The organism is Achromobacter seleniivolatilans (genome assembly GCF_030864005.1).
GTDB lineage: Bacteria > Pseudomonadota > Gammaproteobacteria > Burkholderiales > Burkholderiaceae_B > Achromobacter > Achromobacter seleniivolatilans.
The window spans coordinates 787,345-806,250 of sequence record NZ_CP132976.1 but is presented as its reverse complement, the minus strand read 5'-3'; the positions used below and the strand labels follow the sequence as shown (position 1 = coordinate 806,250).

The window sequence follows — 18,906 nt, the reverse complement described above, 5'->3', positions numbered from 1 at the left end:
CGCATGGGTTTAGCGTATTTGTGGCACATCAAAAAACATCATAAAACGAGTATGGAGACAACCATGAAGCTGCTAACCCGCCGCAGTGCCTTGCGCCGCCTATGCGCGGTTCCCGCCGTCGCCCTGACCAGCGGATTTCCGTTGATCGCCCGCGCGGCCGACTACACGCTCAAGTACGGCAACAACCTGCCGGTGACGCATCCGCTGAACATCCGCGCCCAAGAAGCTGCCGAGCGCATCCTGAAAGAAAGCAATGGCCGCGTAGACATCAAGATTTTCCCGAACAACCAGCTGGGCGGCGACACCGACATGCTGGCGCAGGTGCGTTCGGGCGGCATCGACTTCTTCACGCCTTCCGCGCTGGTGATTGCCACGCTCGTGCCGGTGGCGGCAATCAACGCCGTGGGCTTCGCGTTCAAGGACTACAACCAGGTCTGGGGCGCCATGGATGGCGCACTCGGCGCGCATGTCCGTGCCGCCATTGCGCAGCGCAAGCTCTACGCCTTTGAAAAGATGTGGGACAACGGCTTTCGCCAAACCACCAGCAGCAAGGCGCCGATCACGGCGGCATCCGACATGGACGGCTTGAAGATCCGCGTGCCGGTCAGTTCCCTGCCGATCTCGATGTTCAAAGGGCTGGGCGCCGCGCCCGCCAGCTTGCAGTTCAGCGAGGTCTATTCGTCGCTGCAAACCAAGGTGGTGGACGCGCAAGAAAACCCGCTGCCCATCATTCAGGTCGCCAAACTGTACGAAGTGCAGAAATACTGCTCGCTGACCAATCACATCTGGGACGGCTACTGGTTCATCGCCAACGGCCGCATGTGGGAAGGCCTGCCGGAAGACCTGAAGACGGTCGTCGCCCGCGGCATCAACGAAGCCGGTCTGGCCCAGCGCGAAGACATCAAGAAGCTGAACGCTTCGGTGCAATCCGATCTGGAAGGCAAGGGCTTGAAATTCAACCAGCCTTCGCCTGACAGCTTCCGCGAAGCGCTGCGCACCGCCGGTTTCTACAAGGAGTGGCAAGGCCGCTTCGGCAATGAAGCCTGGTCGCTGCTTGAACAAAGCGTCGGCAAGCTGGCCTGAGGTCGCGCGCCATGTCCTCTTTGTCCGCCCCCCATACTGCAACGCCGGTGCTACCCGCCAATCCCCTGCGGCGGGCAGCCAACGCGCTGGACAGTGTGCTTGGCTGCGTGGTTGAGCACGTAGCGGCAGCCATTGTCCTGGTCGAGATCTTTGTGCTGTTTGCCGGTGTGGTGGCGCGCTATGCGTTCCACAGCCCGCTGGTCTGGTCGGATGAATTGGCATCCATTCTGTTCCTTTGGCTGTCGATGCTGGGCGCGGTTGTTGCGCTGCGCCGCGGCGAGCACATGCGAATGACGGCGCTGGTCAACAACGTCAGCCCCGCGCGGCGCGCGCAGCTGGAAACCTTGGCGCTGGCCGCGTCGCTCGCGTTCCTGGTGCTGATTCTGGCCCCGGCCATCGAGTACGCGCACGAAGAACACTTCATCATCACGCCCGCGCTGGAACTCAGCAACGCGTGGCGCGCGTCCGCCATTCCGATTGGCATGGCGCTGATGGCCGTGGTGGCGCTGCTGCGCCTGCTTCGCACACAGCCTCTGCCGCAGGTCTTGATGGCGCTGGCTGGCGTTGCCGTTGTCGTTGCGCTGTTCTGGCTGGCGCAGCCGATGTTCAAGGGGCTGGGCAAACTGAACCTGGTGATCTTCTTCGTCGGTATCGTTGCCGCTACGGTGTTTTCAGGTGTGCCGATTGCGTTCTCGTTTGCGCTGGCGACATTTTCCTATCTGGCGCTGACCACCAACACCCCGATGGAAGTCATGGTCGGACGGCTGGACGAAGGCATGTCGCATCTGATGCTGCTGGCCGTTCCGCTCTTCATCTTCCTGGGTTCGTTAATTGAAATGACCGGCATGGCGCGCGCCATGATCCAGTTCCTGGCCAGCCTGCTGGGCCATGTACGCGGCGGGCTGTCTTATGTGTTGATCGGCGCCATGTATCTGGTGTCGGGCATATCGGGTTCCAAGATCGCAGACATGGCGGCAATCGCGCCGGTGCTGTTTCCGGAAATGCAGAAGCGCGGCGCCAAGCCCGGTGATCTGGTCGCGCTGCTGTCGGCCACGGGCGCGCAGACCGAAACCATCCCGCCGTCCATCGTGCTGATCACCATTGGTTCGGTGACGGGCGTGTCGATTGCCGCCTTGTTCACGGGCGGCTTGCTGCCAGCGGTGGTGCTGGGATTGGCGTTGTGCTCGGTGGTGTGGTGGCGTTATCGCAAAGAAGATCTGACGCTGGTCCAGCGTTTCAGCTTCAAGGAAATCGGCCGCTTCTTCGTCATCGCGCTGCCCGCCGTGGCCCTGCCCTTTGTAATTCGTGCCGCCGTGGTCGAAGGGGTGGCCACCGCCACCGAAGTGTCCACCATCGGCATCGTGTATTCGGCATTGATCGGCATCCTGATCTACCGGCGATTCGACTGGGCGCGCTTGAAGCCCATGCTGATCGAAACCGCGTCCCTGTCGGGCGCCATCATGCTGATCGTGGGCTGCGCCACCGCCATGGCCTGGGCGCTGACGCAATCAGGATTCTCGGGCGATCTGGCGCGTTTGATGGCCGGTATGCCTGGCGGCAGCTACGGTTTCCTGGCGGTGTCCATCGTGGCCTTCATCATTCTGGGCAGCGTGCTGGAAGGCATTCCCGCCATCGTGCTGTTTGGCCCGCTGCTGTTCCCGATCGCCGTTCAAGCCGGGGTGCATGAAGTGCACTACGCCATGGTCGTGATTTTCGCGATGGGCATCGGTCTCTTCGCGCCGCCCTTTGGCGTGGGCTACTACGGCGCGTGCGCCATCAGCCGCGTCGATCCCAACGAGGGCATCGGCCCGATCTGGGGCTACATCGCCGCGTTGCTGGTGGGCCTGATCGTCGTAGCCGCCTTCCCCTGGTTCTCTATCGGTTTCCTATGACCCGGCGCGGCCCGGCCCTGAACGCTGATTCAGGGCGCGCCGCCAGCGCCGCCTAGCCACTCTTTTATAAAGATCCATCATGAGTCGTTTTCTGGGCGAAATCCGCCAACTCGGTTATGTGGTGCACGACATCGAAGCCGCCATGGACTACTGGAGCACCACGCTGGGCGTGGGTCCCTGGTACTACAACCCGCGTGTGCCCATCGTGAACTACCAATACGACGGCGTCAGCCACGAACCGCACAACTCGGTGGCGCTCGCCAACTCGGGTTTTGTGCAGGTTGAACTGATCCAGACCCGCAACGACGTGCCGTCCATGTACCGCGATTTCCTGCAAGCCGGACGCACCGGTCTGCAACACGTGGCCTACTGGACGGAAAGCTACGACGCCGATCTGGAACGCCTGCTGGCGCAAGGCTTCAAACCCAAGATGAGCGGTGAAGTCGGCGAAAAAGGCCGCTTCATTTACTTCGACACCGAATACCACCCCGGAACCGTGATCGAACTGTCCGAAGTGGCTGGCCCGAAAGGCCGTTTGTTCGATCTGATCCGCGAAAGCGCTTCGGGTTGGGACGGCACAGATCCCGTGCGCCCGTTTCCCGATCTCTCCCGCATCTGAAGCCCCTGTTTCGACAACGCTGTCCGCCGCCACCATGAATTCCCAATCGTTTAGCGCCACCTACCTGATCGAAACGCCGATGGACCCTGCACGGGTCGCGGAGGTCATGGCCGGCGAGCAGTCCTGCGGCACCTTCACCCGAGTGCAGGGTGAAACCGACGAGCTTCGCGCCCGGGCGCGTGCGCGCATCGAATCCATCGAAATGCTGGAAACGGTCGCAACGCCCAGCCTGCCCAATGCCTGGCTGGCGCGGCAACCGGGCGGCATGCCCGGCGCTTACCAGCGCGCACGCGTGCGCATCGCGTTTCCTGTTGCCAACGTCGGCGCCAACCTGGCCACGCTGGCCGCTACCGTCGGCGGCAACTTGTACGACCTGGGCGAAGTCACAGGCTTGCGTCTGGAAAGCATGGAACTGCCCGCCAACTACCGCGCCCAGTTCGACATGCCGCAGGTAGGCATTGCTGGTACGCGCCAGCTCACTGGCGTGGCCAAAGGGCCGCTGGTCGGCACCATCATCAAACCCAATGTCGGGTTGTCTCCGGAACAAACGGCACATCTGGTGGCACAGCTGTGCGCCGCAGGCGTGGACTTCATCAAGGACGACGAGGTGTGCGCCAACCCGGCCCACGCCCCGCTGGCGCAACGCGTTGCCGCCGTAATGGCAGTCGTGCGCGCCCATCGCGACCGCACGGGCCGGCAGGTCATGGTGGCGTTCAACATCAGCGACGAAACCGACGCCATGCGCCGCCACGCCGAACTGATCGAACGCGAAGAAGGCACCTGCGTCATGGCAAGCCTTAACTGGTGCGGCTTTTCTGCCATCCAGACCTTGCGCCGCAGCACGCCGCTGGCGCTGCACGGCCACCGCAACGGCTACGGCGCGCTGTCCCGCGCGCCGCTGTTGGGCATGGGGTTTCAGGCATACCAGACGCTGTGGCGTTTGGCGGGCGTAGACCACATGCACGTGCATGGCTTGCAGGGAAAATTTGCGCAAGAAGACCAGGAAGTCGTCGAGTCCGCTCGTGATTGCCTGGCTTCCCTGACCCCTGGTATTGCCGATAAGGTCATGCCCGCATTCTCGTCCGGCCAATGGGCGGGCACCGTGCCGGCCACTTGGGCTTCCGTGCTCACCGACGACCTGATGTTCATGTCCGGCGGCGGCATCCTGGCCCATCCGGACGGCCCTGCCGCCGGTGTGCAAAGCATCCGCCAAGCCTGGCAGGCGGTACGCGACGGCCAGACGCTGGAAGACTTCGCGCGCAACGCCCCCGAGCTGCAACGCGCCCTGGCCTTCTTTGGCGGCCGTGCATGAATACGCCTGATCGCGGCATCACCCCGCCGCGGGTGTGCTGGTATGGCGACGACTTCACCGGCGCCACCGACACCTTGGCGGAAGTGGCGCGCGCAGGTTGGCGCGGCCTGCTGTTCCTGGGTGTGCCCACCGCGGACCAACTGCATCGCGCGGGTCCGCTGGACGCCATCGGCATCGCAGGCGCGGCGCGTGGCATGGCGCCCGCCGATATGGAAACCGAACTGCGCGCGGTCGGCCACTTCATGGCGGGCACCGGCGCGCGCGTGCTGCACTACAAATGCTGCTCCACGTTCGACAGCGCGCCACACGTCGGCAGCATTGGTGTTGCCATCCGCGAGCTGCGGCGTCACATGCCCAATCCGCTGGTGCCGATTGTGGGCGGACAACCCAGCATTGGCCGCTATTGCAGCTTTGCCAATCTGTATGCCCGCGCCGGCTCCGCACCAAACATCCACCGCATCGACCGCCATCCGGTCATGAGCCAGCACCCCGTCACTCCGATGCACGAGGCCGACTTGCGCCTGCACTTGGCGGCGCAGGGCGTGACGAACATCCGCTCCGTGCCGCACACCGCATACCCGCGCCTGCGCCGCGCCATCGACGCGCCCGAGCTGGAGCACTGGATTGACGGCATCATCGACACGACAGACGGACCGCTCCTGCTGGATCTGGTCGACGACGAACAACTGACCATCATCGGCCGCTTGATCTGGCGCGCCGCAGCCTGCGTGCCCTTGCTGGCCGTTGGCCCGAGCAGCGTGCAGCAAGCGTTGGCCCGCGCATTTTCGCCCGGGCGGGAAAGCGTACCCGTCACCTCACTGGCGCCCGCCACCGGGCCAGTACTGGTGGTGGCAGGCAGCCTGTCGCCCGTTACCGCCAGGCAGATCTCCGCTTGCCAGCGATACGTGCGTCAGCCGGTACAGGCGCAACGATTGCTCGACGACCCGATGTATGCCGCGCAACAGGTCCAACAAGCCGCCGCCACGCTCGTCCAAGGCCAAAACGTGCTGGTGCACACGGACCACCCGGCACATGCCGTAACCGCCCAACAGGCCGCGGCCACCGCTCGCAGCACAGCGCAATTGGTCGCGGCCATCATTCAGGCCAGCGCGAAAAGCGGAGTCCAGCCGTCGCGCATCGGCATCGCGGGCGGCGACACGTCCAGCCAGGCCACCTTGGCGCTGGGCCTGTGGGGCCTGGCATTTCGATGCGTGCTGGCCCCCGGCGTCACCGTCAGCGTCGCCCGCAGCGACAACCCCGCCATCGATGGCATCGAGCTGATGCTCAAGGGTGGCCAGATGGGTGGAGACCTGTTGTTTGACGACTTGGCGAACGGTACGGCCTGACTGCGTAGTACGCGGACGCCTCTCGGTTATGCTGCCCGGGTATCTGTCCGGCATACCGTCGAGTGCAGAATTTTCAGGATGTCATTCAATGAATTGGCGGTTGCGCGCGTTCAACCTCCCTGCCTTGGCCCTGTGCCTGTCCGCCCCCGCGCTGGCTCAGCCAATCAGCACGCATGCCGAATGGAACACTGCGGTCGCTCGTCAATTGCAGAGCAAGATCACCGTGCCCCGCGAAGCGCTGCGCGCAGACACGAATATGACGCTAACCCTGCGCATCGACATTCTGCCCAACGGCGATGTGGAAACAGTCACCGTTAACAAGTCATCCGGCAACGTAAGCGTAGACAAAGCCACCATCGCCATGGTCCAGCGCGCCGGGCGCCTGCCCGCATTTACCAGCGACATGGAGCCCGTCAAACAAGCCGTATCGCTGCCAATCCGATACGTGGTTGCTGACTACCAGCCCAACCCTGCCCCGCCCGCTCCTGCCGCCCCGCGCATCAAAAGCACGAAGAAAGAAGACCGGTCCTAATAGGCGGATGCGGCTGGCTTTGGCTATACGGCGAACTTCTTGGCGCCCGCCACGCAGAGCACCGCCGCCAGCGTTGCCACCAGCATTCCCCAGCTGACGGCCTCGTGCAACAGCAGCGCGGCCAGCCCCAGCCCCATAAAGGGCTGAAACAGTTGCAGTTGGCCCACGGCCGCAATGCCGCCCTGCACCAGGCCGCGATACCAAAACACAAAACCGATCAGCATGCTGAACACCGAGACATAAGCCAGGCCGATCCAGGCGGGCATACCCACAGAATCAAACGACGCCGGCCAGGTCAGCAATGCAACCGGCACCATGACCGGCAAAGACAACACCAGCGCCCAGCTGATCACTTGCCAGCCGCCCAATTTGCGAGACAGCCGCGCGCCTTCCGCGTAACCCAATCCGCACACCACCACGGCGGCCAGCATCAGCAGATCGCCTTGAATCGACGCCTCGATTCCTCCTGTGGCGGCAAACCCCACCACGAACGCACTGCCCAGCAAAGAGAAAACCCAGAACGCCGGCCGCGGACGCTCGCCGCCTCGCAACACACCGAAGATGGCCGTACACAAAGGCAATAACCCGACGAACACGATGGAATGCGCCGACGACACATGCTGCAAGGCCAGCGCCGTCAGCAACGGAAAGCCCACGACCACGCCCAGCGCCACAACAATCAGCGGCACGATATCGTTCCTTTCCGGCCGGCGTTGACGCATCACAACCAACAGCGCCAGCGCCAATACGGCCGCAATGGTCGCGCGCGCTCCCGTCAAGAAAGTGGGATCGAAATCCGCAACGGCAGCACGCGTAGCCGGTAACGACCCCGCAAATATCGCCACGCCAATAAAGCCGTTGACCCAACCGCTAGCCGCCTTGTCCATCAAAAATACTCCAGTGGAATTGGCTAGTAGTAGAGCAGCCGGCCAGGCGGATTTCCAGGAACACTTCAGTACAATAAAAAAGAACTGTTATGTTGTATTTATCAGTACAGATTGGAGTCTCAGAATGAGCAAAGCAGCCGGAACCCGCGTCGATGCCGTGATGGACGCCGTACGCGCAGGCATAAATGCCCGTGCCTACACCCCCGGCATGCGTTTGCCATCCGTGCGCGCCCAGGCCAAAACCATGCGGCTATCGGTATCAACCGTGGTCGAAGCCTACGAGCGTTTGGCCGCCGAAGGCGCCATCACGTCCCGCCCCGGATCGGGCTTTTACGTAGCCGGCCCCGTCAGGCCGCTGGCGCTGGCGGCAATTGAGCCAAGACTGGAACGCGAGGTTGACCCCCTATGGCTCTCGCGCCAATCGCTGGAACGCGATGCCTCCACCTTGAAACCCGGATGCGGCTGGCTGCCTCCAGACTGGATGCACGAAGCCGGGGTACGCCGCGCCTTGCGCGCCATGGCACGCGCCGACAGCGCCCTGCTGACGGAATACGCCACGCCGCTAGGCCACCCCGGCCTGCGCCAATTGCTGGCCCGCCGCATGGCCGCCAACGGCATGGACGCGCATCCAGAACAGATCATGCTGGCAGAATCCGGCACGCAGGCCATCGACCTGATCTGCCGCTTTCTGCTGGAACCCGGCGACACCGTATTGGTCGACGACCCCTGCTACTTCAATTTCCATTCGCTGCTCAGGGCGCACAGGGTGAACGTGGCGGGCGTGCCTTACACACCCAACGGACCCGATGTCGACGCCTTTGCCCGGGCCTTGCAGCAACACTCGCCCAGGCTGTACATCACCAATTCAGGCATACACAACCCAACGGGCGCAACACTATCGCCTGTTACCGCGCATCGTCTGTTGAAAGCCGCCGACGGCACAGACCTGATCATCGTTGAAGACGACATCTTCGCCGACTTCGAAACCCACCCGTCGGCCCGGCTGGCCGCGTTTGATGGCCTGTCCCGCGTCATCCATATCGGCAGTTTTTCAAAGACGGTCTCGGCTTCTGTGCGCTGCGGCTACATAGCCGGACGCGCCGATTGGATCGACGCGCTGGCCGACCTGAAAATCGCCACCAGCTTTGGCGGCGGAAGGCTTGCCGCCGACATTCTGTTGACCGCGCTGACCGACAGCAGCTATCGCAAGCATATGGAAGCGGTACGCACCAAACTGGCAGAGGCCCGCGAGCGCACCGCCGCCCGCTTGTCCAAGATCGGCATTACGCCATGGCTTGTTCCCCAAGCCGGCATGTTCCTGTGGTGCCGCTTGCCGCAAGGGGCCGACGCAGCGGCTGTCGCCCGCGCCTGTTTGAATGACGGCGTGGTGCTGGCGCCGGGCAATGCCTTCAGCCAATCGCTGACCGCAGGTGACTTCCTGCGATTCAACGTGGCTCAATGCGGCGATGACAAAATCTTCAAAGCGCTAGCGCGGGCGTTAGCCGCATGACTACCGGTAACTTAAGCATCGCGTGAAGTAGATCCACCGCGCTAACGTCCATGCCAGTACCGCTGCCCAACATCACGCTGCGCCCACACACGCAACCTTCCACCGATAGACTCCGCCATCACCGCGCCATCCCTATCGCTGCGCCAAAACATGGCGTTGGCTCGCAGCCAGCGCAACTGCACCGCGCTGGCAGGATGCCGGAAACGGTTCAAATGGCCGGCCTGCGCAATCACATGCGCAGCCTGCACAGCGTTCACCCAATCCCTGCCCGATGACGACGCCGAGCCATGGTGAGCCGCCAACACCACATCGGCAGGCGGCAGGCCGCGCGCCGCCAATTCGCGCTCTTGCGCCACGCCGATATCGCCGGTCAATAGCACAGCGTGGCTGGTCCCCTGCACGCGCAGCACACAGCTGTCTGCGTTTCGATCTTGCACGCTGTCGCTGCCGCCTTGGGCCGGATGCAGAAAAGTAAACACCACACCATCCGCCACCCACTCCGTATCGCGTTCACAGCGCAACATCTCATCCGGCAGTACAGCCGGCAGTGCAGCCGGCAGTGCAGCCGGATTTGCAGGCGATTCAGCGCTTTGATCCGGCCACATCCGGGCATCCCGGCGCACAAATGCCGGCAGATCGAATGACGCATAGCTGCGCCGCACGGGCACAGCGGCCAGCACCGAACGCGTACCGCCCACGTGGTCCTGATCGGCATGGGACAAGACCATCACATCCAGCTCCCGAATCCCCCGAGCCTGCAAGAATGGCGCCACCACTCGCTCGCCCGCATCGTTGCCGCCGTAATGCCGGGGACCCGCATCGAACAGCAACGTCTGACTGGCCGTTTCCACCAAAATGGCGCTGCCCTGCCCCACATCCATCGCACTCATACGCCAATGGCCCGGCTCAGGGCGATCAGGCCGCCAGCACAGCAAAGGCAGCATCCAGATCCACCCTAAATGCCGCGCGGGCCAGCCTTGCGCCTGCAATGCCCAAACCATGCCCGCCACTGCTACCAGCAACCACGGCCAGGGCGCGGCCGCCACTGCCACGCTTGCCCAACTGGCATTGCCCACCCAAGCCACCGGCGTCATCGTCAGATCAAAAGCGGTCAGCCCCGCCTGCCCTGCCCAAGCGGCCAGCGTCTGTGCACCGGGCGTCACAGACAATGCTGCGCACAGCAGCGCCAGCGGCGTCACAATGAACGTCACCGACGGAATCGCCACCGCATTCGCCAGCGGCGATCCCAACGACACCTGATACACCAGAAACGCCAGCATCGGCATCAACGCCAGCGTGACCATCAACTGCAATCGCGCCGCCTGCCCCAACCGCGCCGACCAACGCTTGACCCAGCCCGCATCTACATCAAACGGCGCGTTGGCAATACGCAGCAGGATGGCAACGGCGCCAAACGACAACCAGAAGCCAGGTGACATCGGCGCCCACGGATCAAGCGCCACCACACCCGCCGCAGCAACCGCCAGCACCCGCCCGGATGTCAGAGGCAGACGCGACATCGACGCAGCCAGCACAACCGACAACATGAAGAACGTGCGCCGTGCGGGCACGCCCCAGCCCGCCAGCAAGCAATACATCAAGGCAACAACCGCCGCTGCCGCGCCGCCTGAAACGCGCGCTGGCGTCCGCTCAGCCAATCCCACACCGCGCCAGCGCGCACGCCGCCAGATCGCCGCCACCAGCACGCCCGCAATCCCGGCAATGGACGTGACGTGCATGCCGCTGATCGACACAAGATGGGTAATTCCGCTGCGATTGAAAATACGCCAGTCATCCCGCGCCACGCCCGCCTGATCCCCGATCGCCAAGGCAATCAACACCGGCGCATAACGGTGCGCCCCCAACGCCGCCCGCAGTCCCACCCGCACATGGTGCCGCGCCCGTTCAATGGCAATTCCCAGCCCCGCCCAAGGCTGATCATCAATCAACCGTGGCTTGCCCCGCACCGTGCCCACCGCCCGCACCCCGCGCGCAAACATACGCGCCTCTGCATCAGGCCCCGCCGGATTCAACACCCCATGCGGACGCCGCAACACCAGCGCCATACGCCAGACCTGACCAGGCACCATCGCCGGCACACCGGGCCGCGCCCCAGGCGCCGCCTGCCACGTCACCTGGATACGGGACGGAATGCCAAGCCGCGCAGGTTCCGCCAGTTCGGCCACAAACCGCTGATGCCGCTCATCGCCATCCGGCAGTTCCGCCACGCGCACGAGCAGTTGGGACACCTGATCTTGATGCAGGTCGGCCAGCGCATCCTCCAGACGATGATGCGCTTGCAAACTGGCGTTGAAGCAAGCAGCCAGGAATCCCAGCGCCAGCGCAAAGCAGATGCGTAAAACGCCAGACTGAACGCGCACCCAGCAGACACCGGCGCCCACCCCCATGCCCAACATCAGCCACAGGACCGCTGGCCCCGGCAACGCCGGCAGAAGTTGCACCACCCCCGCGCCCGCAACGAACGCCAAGCAAAAACACCGGCCCGTGATATGCGCCTCCGAAAACAGGAAGCGTAGGCCGGAAGGCTCTAGTCTGGACGGGCAAGTGAATCGCTTTATCCATTAGGGGCGGCCGCTCACCCCACCATCACCGCCCCGCCGTCGATTCCCTTTCTATGACGCGAAAACCGACATCGATGAACGGTTCCTCCGGCGTCTCTCCCCGGCATCGCGCAAGAAGAATGCGGCCAGCTTCCGAGCCTATCCGCGAGCCATCCACGTGCACGGTCGTAAGCGTGGGCGCAAGGTGGCCTGAGAAACTGGTACCGCCGAATCCGCACACGGCTAAGTCCTCTGGAACTCGCAAGCCACGCACGCGCGCCTCTGTCAGCACGCCTTCCGCAAGCGTGTCGGAGCTGCAAAAGATCGCCCGTATTGATGGGTCTTTCGTAAGAAGTTCAGCGCCCGCCTGGCGGCCCGACCCGAGGTTGCTGGGCGCGGGCACGGCCGCTGTGGGCACATCATGGCCGATACGATCCACAAAGCCCTGCCGCCGTATCAAGGCCCGCTTGTCGTCGCCCGTCGCCACTCCAAAGCGCGTCCATCCCTTGGCCAGAAAATAGTCCGCAACGGCTCGGCCCACGCCTAGATGCGAGAAGCCGACGAGCATATCGAACGGATCGTCGGTGATGTCCCACGTTTCCACCACCGGGATGCCCGCCGCCCGTATCCGGGCCTTTGCGGGCGTGTCGTCAAGCAGGCCAGCCATCACGATGCCATCGACCTGACGGCCAACCATGGAGTTCAGCAATGCCGCTTCGCGCGCGCGGTCGTAACCCGTCTGTCCCAGCAATAGCTGATACCCCTCGCGGTCCAGCATTGCGGTCAACGCCTCGATCGTCGGCAAAAACTGCTGCACGGAAATAATGGGCACAAGGGCGGCAACCGTCCGGCTGCGGCGCGACTTGAGTCCGCCCGCAAGCAGGTTGGGGATATAGCCAATGGCATCGGCGGCGGCCTGCACTCGCGCCACCGTTTTCTCGGAAACGCGGTCAGGGTTGCCTAGCGCCCGCGACGCGGTAATGAGCGAAACGCCAGCCTCGCGGGCGACGTCATGCAGGGTGATCGACTTCTGTTTGATGGAGGACATGCAACGGTGGGATTAGGGAAATTACCAGCAAGAAAACAGTTTGCGGGAGCATTTGGACAACGTTATCATTTTTCCCAGCGACGCACTGAACTTTTGCGAGGATGCCGTCCGATACGGCCCTTATTCCTCGCGCCACAGCCCAGTGCGCATTTTTTCCCCAAAAATGACAACGTTGTCCATCCGCATTGCAACGTCGCCAGTCCCAACCTCTTGAGGTCTCCATGAACCCATCCCTAGCCCCCGACAGCATCAGCTGGATGCGCATTTCTTCCTGCTACCTGCCACTGGCTACACCGATCAGCGACGCCAAAGTGCTGACTGGCCGCCAGAAACCGATGACCGAGGTCGCGCTTCTTTTCGTCGAGCTACAGACCAAGGACGGCCATGAGGGCCTGGGCATCAGCTACTCGAAACGCGCCGGTGGTCCGGGGCAGTTCGCACACGCCAAGGAAATTGCGCCGGTTTTATTGGGCGAAGATCCCAGCGACATCGGCCGTCTGTGGGTAAAACTGGCTTGGGCCGGCGCATCCGTTGGCCGCAGCGGCCTGTCGACCCAGGCCATCGCGGCCTTTGACGTGGCGCTCTACGACCTGAAGGCCCGCCGTGCCAACCTGCCGCTGGCGAAACTGCTGGGCGCCTATCGCGATTCGGTCGCTTGCTACAACACGTCGGGCGGCTTTCTCCATACGCCGACCGAGCAGTTGCTGGTGAATGCGTCGGCATCCCGCGAGAAAGGAATCGGCGGCATCAAACTCAAGGTAGGCCAGCCGGACCGCAAATTGGACATCCGCCGCGTGGAAGCCGTGCGCAAGCATCTGGGTGACGACGTCCCGCTGATGGTCGACGCCAATCAGCAATGGGACCGCCCTACCGCGCAACGCATGTGCCGCATTTTTGAACAGTTTGATCTGGTCTGGATCGAAGAGCCTCTGGACGCCTACGACCACGAAGGACACGCGGCGCTCGCCGCCGCGTTCGACACGCCTATCGCCACCGGTGAAATGCTTACAAGCGCGGCCGAACATGGCGATCTGATCCGCCACCGCGGCGCCGACTACATCCAGCCCGACGCACCCCGCGTTGGCGGCATTACGCCCTTCCTCAAAATTCTGTCGCAAGCCGACAGCGCAGGTTTGATGCTGGCACCCCACTTCGCGATGGAATTGCATGTGCACCTTGCGGCGATCTACCCGACCGAACCTTGGGTCGAGCATTTCGACTGGCTGGAACCCCTATTCCACGAACGCCTGGAAACGCGCGATGGCCGCATGCTGGTGCCCAACCGGCCGGGCCTCGGACTGACGCTGACCGATCAAGCCCGCGCCTGGACCCGCGAGCAAGTCGAGGTGGGCAAGCGCGCCTGAGCGCATCACCGCCGTTTCAATCCCGCGACCTGCGGGAACACAAATTATTCGAGCGCACCGACGCCATTGTTGAGGAGACACCTTAGATGAAACGCCTGATCCCAATCCTGCTCGCCCTGAGCGCCGCCATTGCGGCGCCCACGGTCGCCACGGCGGCCGACGCCGCAACGGCGGCCGCCGCAGCCGCATGGCCCAACAAACCCGTGACTTTCCTGGTGCCGTTCCCGCCAGGAGGTTCCACGGACCTCATCGCCCGGACAGTTGCCCAAAAGGTCGGGGAAAAGCTGGGCGGCACGTTCGTCACCGAGAACAAGCCCGGAGCGGGCGGCACGATGGGCGCCGCCTATGCAAAACGCGCAGCGCCCGATGGCAGCACCATTCTTGTTTCGTCGCTCGGTCCGTTCGTCATTTCACCCCACCTGGTCGCCAACCCCGGTTACGACCCGCGCAAGGATTTTGACTACATCACCGTTGCCGTCCAGGCGCCCAATGTCTTGGTCGTCAACGCGAAGTCGCCATTCAATTCCTTGAAAGAAGTCATGGCGTACCTCAAGGCCAATCCTGGCAAGATGACGTTCGCGTCTGCGGGCAACGGCACATCGGATCACTTGACCGCTGCGCTGTTCTGGCAGGAAACGCAGACCGAGGGAACGCACATCCCTTATAAGGGCGGCGCGCCTGCGATCGTCGATCTGCTCGGCGGCCAAGTGGATGCGTCCTTCTCAAACATCAACACATGCCTCACGCACATACAGTCCGGCAAGTTGCGCGCGCTGGCCGTCACCAGCGCCAAGCGCTCTCCTCTGCTGCCCGACGTGCCCACGATGGAAGAACTGGGTCTTAAAGGCGTAACGGTCACGTCCTGGCAGGCGTTTGCCGCACCGAAAGGACTGCCCACCGCCATACGCGACAAGCTTCGTGGCGCGATTGTCGAAAGCCTGAACGACCCCGCCATCAAGCCCAAGCTGCTTGAACTGGGTTTCGAGATCGTCGGAAACACTCCCGATGAATTCACGAAGTTCCAGGCCGAAGAATATGACCGCTGGAAGCGCGTGATTGAAGTCGGCAAGATCACGACGAACTAAGCGGGCTGGCGATTATTGAATGTGGCCCGGCACGAAGCGCTGCTAGCACAGCACCCTTCGCGCCGTGGCCTGAAGCTCATCCATGAACTCGCGAGCAATCAGCGACACGGTCCGGCCGGCAGTTGTCACAACCGTAGGTCGCAACAGAATTTTTGGGCTGAACGGCCGCACCGTCAGCCTGGGAAACGAATCGGTATGCAGGTGATAGTCGTCGATCAATCCCACCCCGCAGCCTTGGTCGATCAGCGAACAAGCCAGGTAGGAATGGTTGACTGTCATGACGATATTGCAGGCCGACTGGTCGTGCCTGAACGCTTCACGGACCAGACTGCTTGTGGTGGTGTCTTCCGGAAAAGTCAGTATTGGATACCCCGCCAGAGCCTCGGGCGTAATCGACTCCAGCGCGGCTAACGGATGATCCTTCCGCATGACGCAACCCACCGCCGTTTCGCATAGTTCCAGCGAGTCCACATCGGCCGAGTCTTTGGGCGTCAGGTCCAACAACCCCACCCCGACCTGACCGAGCCTGACGCGCTCCAATACCAGCTTGGTGCTGTGTACCTCGATATCAAAACGCACCTTCGGATGACGCTGCCGGAACTGGGCGATTGCGCGGCCGAGCAACGACGCTGAAAGATTAGATACCGTTGCCAACGCGATGCGTCCTGCGTGCCCATCCCGCACTTCCGCTGCAAGGTCTTGCAGGTGGACGATCTCGCCAAATATGCGTTCCATTTCCGGATACAGGAACGTGGCTTCTTCAGTAGCAATCAAACGGCCCTTTGATCGAATGAACAGCTTTATGCCCAGCTCTTCTTCAGCCAGCTGGATGGACTTCGTCACGGCGGGCTGCGTCACGAACAAGATACGCGCCGCGCCGGATATCGAGCCCGTACGCATCACTGCGCGCACCGCGGCCAAGTACCGAATGTTCAGCATCAGGGTTTACACCGTATAACTATTATTTGGTTTGAAGCTGAATAAATTCTAATAGACGTGATGGAGAGCGCAATCCTAGACTTCCCCTACTGATTCACAACCGCGAGGAAGTCCGTGTCTACCCCCATCGATTGGCATCAACGCTCCCAACACCTCCGCATCGAAGGCCGCGCTTACATCGACGGCGCTTACGTCGACGCGATCGACTCAGACACTTTCGACTGTGTGAATCCCGCTACCGGGCAGAAGATCGCAGAGATCGCTTCGTGCAAAGAGGCGGACGTCAACCGCGCGGTGGCCAGTTGCCGCAACGCATTTGAACGCGGCGTCTGGTCCCGCATGCCGCCTCTTGAACGCAAGCGCATCATGCAGCAATTCTCCGCCCTGTTGCTGGCGAATCGCGAAGAGCTTGCACTGCTTGAATCGCTGAACGTCGGCAAACCCATCACCAATGCGTTCAATGGCGACGTGGTCAGCGCGGCCACCACAATCCAGTGGTATGCCGAAGCGATCGACAAGGTCTACGGCGAAGTCGCGCCGTCCGGTCATTCGATGACGACCATGGTGATTCGCGAGGCGCTGGGCGTTGTCGCAGCAGTGGTCCCCTGGAATTACCCGCTCTCCATGGCGTGCTGGAAACTGGGGCCGGCGTTGGCCTCCGGCAATTCAGTGGTCCTCAAGCCGGCCGAACAATCTCCGCTGACCGCGATCCGAATCGCGCAATTGGCCACTGACGCAGGCATCCCGCCCGGCGTACTGAACGTCGTTCCCGGCTTCGGCGAGACCGCTGGCCGCGCGCTTGGCATGCACATGGATGTCGATGCGATCGGTTTCACGGGGTCGACCGAAGTGGGCAAGCTCTTCATGCAGTATTCCGGCCTGTCCAATATCAAGCGCATCGGGCTGGAATGCGGCGGCAAGAGCCCGCACATTGTCCTTGCCGATTGCAGCGATCTGGACGCCGCCGCGCTATCCGTCGCAGCCGGCATCTTCAGTAACGCCGGACAAGTCTGCAACGCGGGCTCACGCCTCATCGTCGACAAAGCCATTAAAGACGTGTTCCTGCAAAAGGTCGTTGACCTGGCCACGCGCTTGAACCCCGGCGACCCGCTAGACGCCAACACGCGTCTAGGCGCCATCGTCAACAGGAAGCAGCTTGAAAGCGTGATGTCGTACGTTGACGCCGGTTCGCAGCAAGGCGCCCGCCTGATGGCCGGCGGAAACCGGGCATTGGAAGAGACCGGTGGCTACTTCATGACGCCGACGGTGTTTGCGGACGTTACGCCTGACATGCGTATCGCACAGGAAGAAATCTTTGGCCCGGTCTTGTCAGCAATTACGGTGTCGGGCGTGGATGAGGCCATTGCCGTGGCCAACAACACGCATTACGGACTGGCGGCCGGCATCTGGACCGACAGTGTCAAGACTGCGATGAACGCCTCCCGTTCGTTGCGTGCCGGGGTAGTGTGGGTGAACTGCTTTGACCGTGGAAGCATGTCCGCGCCGTTCGGCGGGTTCAAACAATCCGGTTTCGGCCGCGACAAATCGCTACACGCCTTTGACAAGTACACGGACTGGAAGTCGATCTGGATCGCACACTGATGCGCTGTTAGCCGACGAATAAAAGGGGAAAAAATCATGAAGACCAAAACTACATCCGCTGCAAACGGCAAGAATGGAATTTCGCGCCGCACGCTGCTCAAGGCAACCGCAGCATTGCCGTTGGCGGGACTGTCGACGTGGGCGCCAACGGTACGCGCGGCGCAATCCATTACCGTCACGTGCTGGGGCGGCGACTACGAGAAAAACGTCCGCGCCATTTTCGCCGAGCCGTTCACCAAGGAAACCGGCATTGGCGTGAACATCGTCAACAATGCTGATCTGACCAAACTCAAGGTGCAGGTCAAGAATCAGAATGTCTCGTGGGACGTGTTTGATAGCATCGGCCCACACATTCTGTCGGCGTCCAAAGACGGCATCTGGGAACCCATAGACCGCAGCATCGTAGACACATCGAAGCTGATCGTGCCCGGTGGCGCGGACCACGTCGGAACATTCCTCTTTGCCGCCGGTATCGCGTACGACCCCAAGCGCTTTGCGGCGGGCAAATACCCGACGAACTTCAAGGAATTCTGGGACGTCAAGAATTTCCCAGGACGCAGGGCGCTGCGCCCTCGTGTCAGCGAAATGCTGGAAATCGCACTCGTGGCTGACGGCGTTGAGCCTTCCAAGCTCTACCCGCTAGACGTCGAACGCGCTTTCAAAGCGCTAGACCGGATCAAGCCTCACGTTCGAAAGTGGACCGAAACCACGCCGGAAACCATTTCCCTGGTGCTGAACAACGAGGTCGATTTTTCGTACAGCTTCGTGACGCGCGTCATTCCTTCGCAGCAGGCCGGCAACTCCATCGATATGCCTTTGACGCAAACCGTCAATGCCACCGAGTATCTGGCCGTTCCCAAGGGCACGAAGAACCGGGAAGCCGCGATGCGGTATCTGGCGTTCGTGTTGCGCCCGGATCGTCAGGCCGAGTTCTCCAACCGCATGTTCTTCTCGCCTAACAACAAGGATGCGCTGCCCTTGGTGCAAGAAGCCACGAAGAAATTCCTGCCGGACATGACCAGCCCAGCCAACGTCGTCATCAACGATGCGTGGTGGTCCGACAATTTCGAGGTGCTTCAAAAGCGCTTTACCGGATGGCTGCTCGTCTAACGCAGTCCGTACTCCG

Annotated in this window: 15 protein-coding genes; 11 read left to right on the top strand and 4 right to left on the bottom strand. The window is 62.4% G+C overall.

Annotated elements, in window-relative coordinates:
* Nucleotides 1-63: 63 nt before the first annotated feature.
* The 6 genes from RAS12_RS03650 to RAS12_RS03625 all read left to right on the top strand — a co-directional run bounded on the left by RAS12_RS03650 (nt 64) and on the right by RAS12_RS03625 (nt 6,784).
* On the top strand, nt 64-1,083 hold the full coding sequence (locus tag RAS12_RS03650; RefSeq protein ID WP_306945220.1) for a TRAP transporter substrate-binding protein: 1,020 nt from the start codon (nt 64-66) through the stop codon (nt 1,081-1,083).
* An 11-nt stretch (nt 1,084-1,094) separates the two neighbouring features.
* A complete protein-coding gene (locus tag RAS12_RS03645) occupies nt 1,095-2,975 on the top strand; it encodes a TRAP transporter large permease (protein WP_306945218.1) in 1,881 nt (626 codons plus the stop codon).
* Between the two features lie 79 nt (nt 2,976-3,054).
* A complete protein-coding gene (locus RAS12_RS03640) occupies nt 3,055-3,594 on the top strand; it encodes a VOC family protein (protein WP_306945216.1) in 540 nt (179 codons plus the stop codon).
* Between the two features lie 34 nt (nt 3,595-3,628).
* A complete protein-coding gene (locus RAS12_RS03635) occupies nt 3,629-4,906 on the top strand; it encodes a ribulose-bisphosphate carboxylase large subunit family protein (RefSeq protein WP_306945214.1) in 1,278 nt (425 codons plus the stop codon).
* A complete protein-coding gene (locus RAS12_RS03630) occupies nt 4,903-6,252 on the top strand; it encodes a four-carbon acid sugar kinase family protein (RefSeq protein ID WP_306945212.1) in 1,350 nt (449 codons plus the stop codon). Before RAS12_RS03635 ends, RAS12_RS03630 begins: the two co-directional genes overlap by 4 nt.
* An 88-nt stretch (nt 6,253-6,340) precedes the next feature.
* Complete coding sequence (locus tag RAS12_RS03625) at nt 6,341-6,784, top strand: energy transducer TonB (RefSeq protein WP_306945211.1); 444 nt, start codon at nt 6,341-6,343, stop codon at nt 6,782-6,784.
* Nucleotides 6,785-6,807: 23 nt separating this feature from the next.
* Here RAS12_RS03625 and RAS12_RS03620 read toward each other — a convergent pair whose 3' ends face one another.
* Nucleotides 6,808-7,671, bottom strand: coding sequence for a DMT family transporter (locus tag RAS12_RS03620; RefSeq protein WP_306945209.1), 864 nt, complete (start codon nt 7,669-7,671; stop codon nt 6,808-6,810).
* A 124-nt stretch (nt 7,672-7,795) separates the two neighbouring features.
* Here RAS12_RS03620 and RAS12_RS03615 point away from each other — a divergent pair, with 124 nt between their 5' ends.
* Nucleotides 7,796-9,181 carry an aminotransferase-like domain-containing protein gene (locus tag RAS12_RS03615; protein WP_306945207.1) on the top strand — a complete coding sequence of 462 codons (1,386 nt, stop codon included), beginning with the start codon at nt 7,796-7,798 and terminating at the stop codon, nt 9,179-9,181.
* A 41-nt stretch (nt 9,182-9,222) separates the two neighbouring features.
* Here RAS12_RS03615 and RAS12_RS03610 read toward each other — a convergent pair whose 3' ends face one another.
* Nucleotides 9,223-11,670 carry a DNA internalization-related competence protein ComEC/Rec2 gene (locus RAS12_RS03610; protein WP_306945205.1) on the bottom strand — a complete coding sequence of 816 codons (2,448 nt, stop codon included), beginning with the start codon at nt 11,668-11,670 and terminating at the stop codon, nt 9,223-9,225.
* A 118-nt stretch (nt 11,671-11,788) separates the two neighbouring features.
* Complete coding sequence (locus RAS12_RS03605; RefSeq protein WP_306945203.1) at nt 11,789-12,790, bottom strand: LacI family DNA-binding transcriptional regulator; 1,002 nt, start codon at nt 12,788-12,790, stop codon at nt 11,789-11,791.
* 221 nt (nt 12,791-13,011) lie between these two features.
* Here RAS12_RS03605 and RAS12_RS03600 point away from each other — a divergent pair, with 221 nt between their 5' ends.
* Together RAS12_RS03600 and RAS12_RS03595 are read left to right on the top strand one after the other, a co-directional pair.
* Entirely contained in the window at nt 13,012-14,154 is a 1,143-nt protein-coding gene (locus RAS12_RS03600; RefSeq protein WP_306945201.1) for an L-talarate/galactarate dehydratase, read from the top strand.
* Nucleotides 14,155-14,240: 86 nt separating this feature from the next.
* Complete coding sequence (locus RAS12_RS03595; protein WP_306945199.1) at nt 14,241-15,239, top strand: Bug family tripartite tricarboxylate transporter substrate binding protein; 999 nt, start codon at nt 14,241-14,243, stop codon at nt 15,237-15,239.
* A gap of 42 nt (nt 15,240-15,281) precedes the next feature.
* Here RAS12_RS03595 and RAS12_RS03590 read toward each other — a convergent pair whose 3' ends face one another.
* Nucleotides 15,282-16,178 carry a LysR family transcriptional regulator gene (locus RAS12_RS03590; RefSeq protein WP_306945198.1) on the bottom strand — a complete coding sequence of 299 codons (897 nt, stop codon included), beginning with the start codon at nt 16,176-16,178 and terminating at the stop codon, nt 15,282-15,284.
* Between the two features lie 114 nt (nt 16,179-16,292).
* Here RAS12_RS03590 and RAS12_RS03585 point away from each other — a divergent pair, with 114 nt between their 5' ends.
* Together RAS12_RS03585 and RAS12_RS03580 are read left to right on the top strand one after the other, a co-directional pair.
* Nucleotides 16,293-17,780, top strand: a complete 1,488-nt coding sequence (locus RAS12_RS03585) for an aldehyde dehydrogenase (RefSeq protein WP_306945196.1) — start codon at nt 16,293-16,295, stop codon at nt 17,778-17,780.
* A 36-nt stretch (nt 17,781-17,816) separates the two neighbouring features.
* Nucleotides 17,817-18,890 (top strand): ABC transporter substrate-binding protein, encoded by a 1,074-nt coding sequence (locus RAS12_RS03580; RefSeq protein ID WP_306945194.1) that lies wholly within the window; start codon nt 17,817-17,819, stop codon nt 18,888-18,890.
* Nucleotides 18,891-18,906 lie beyond the last annotated feature (16 nt).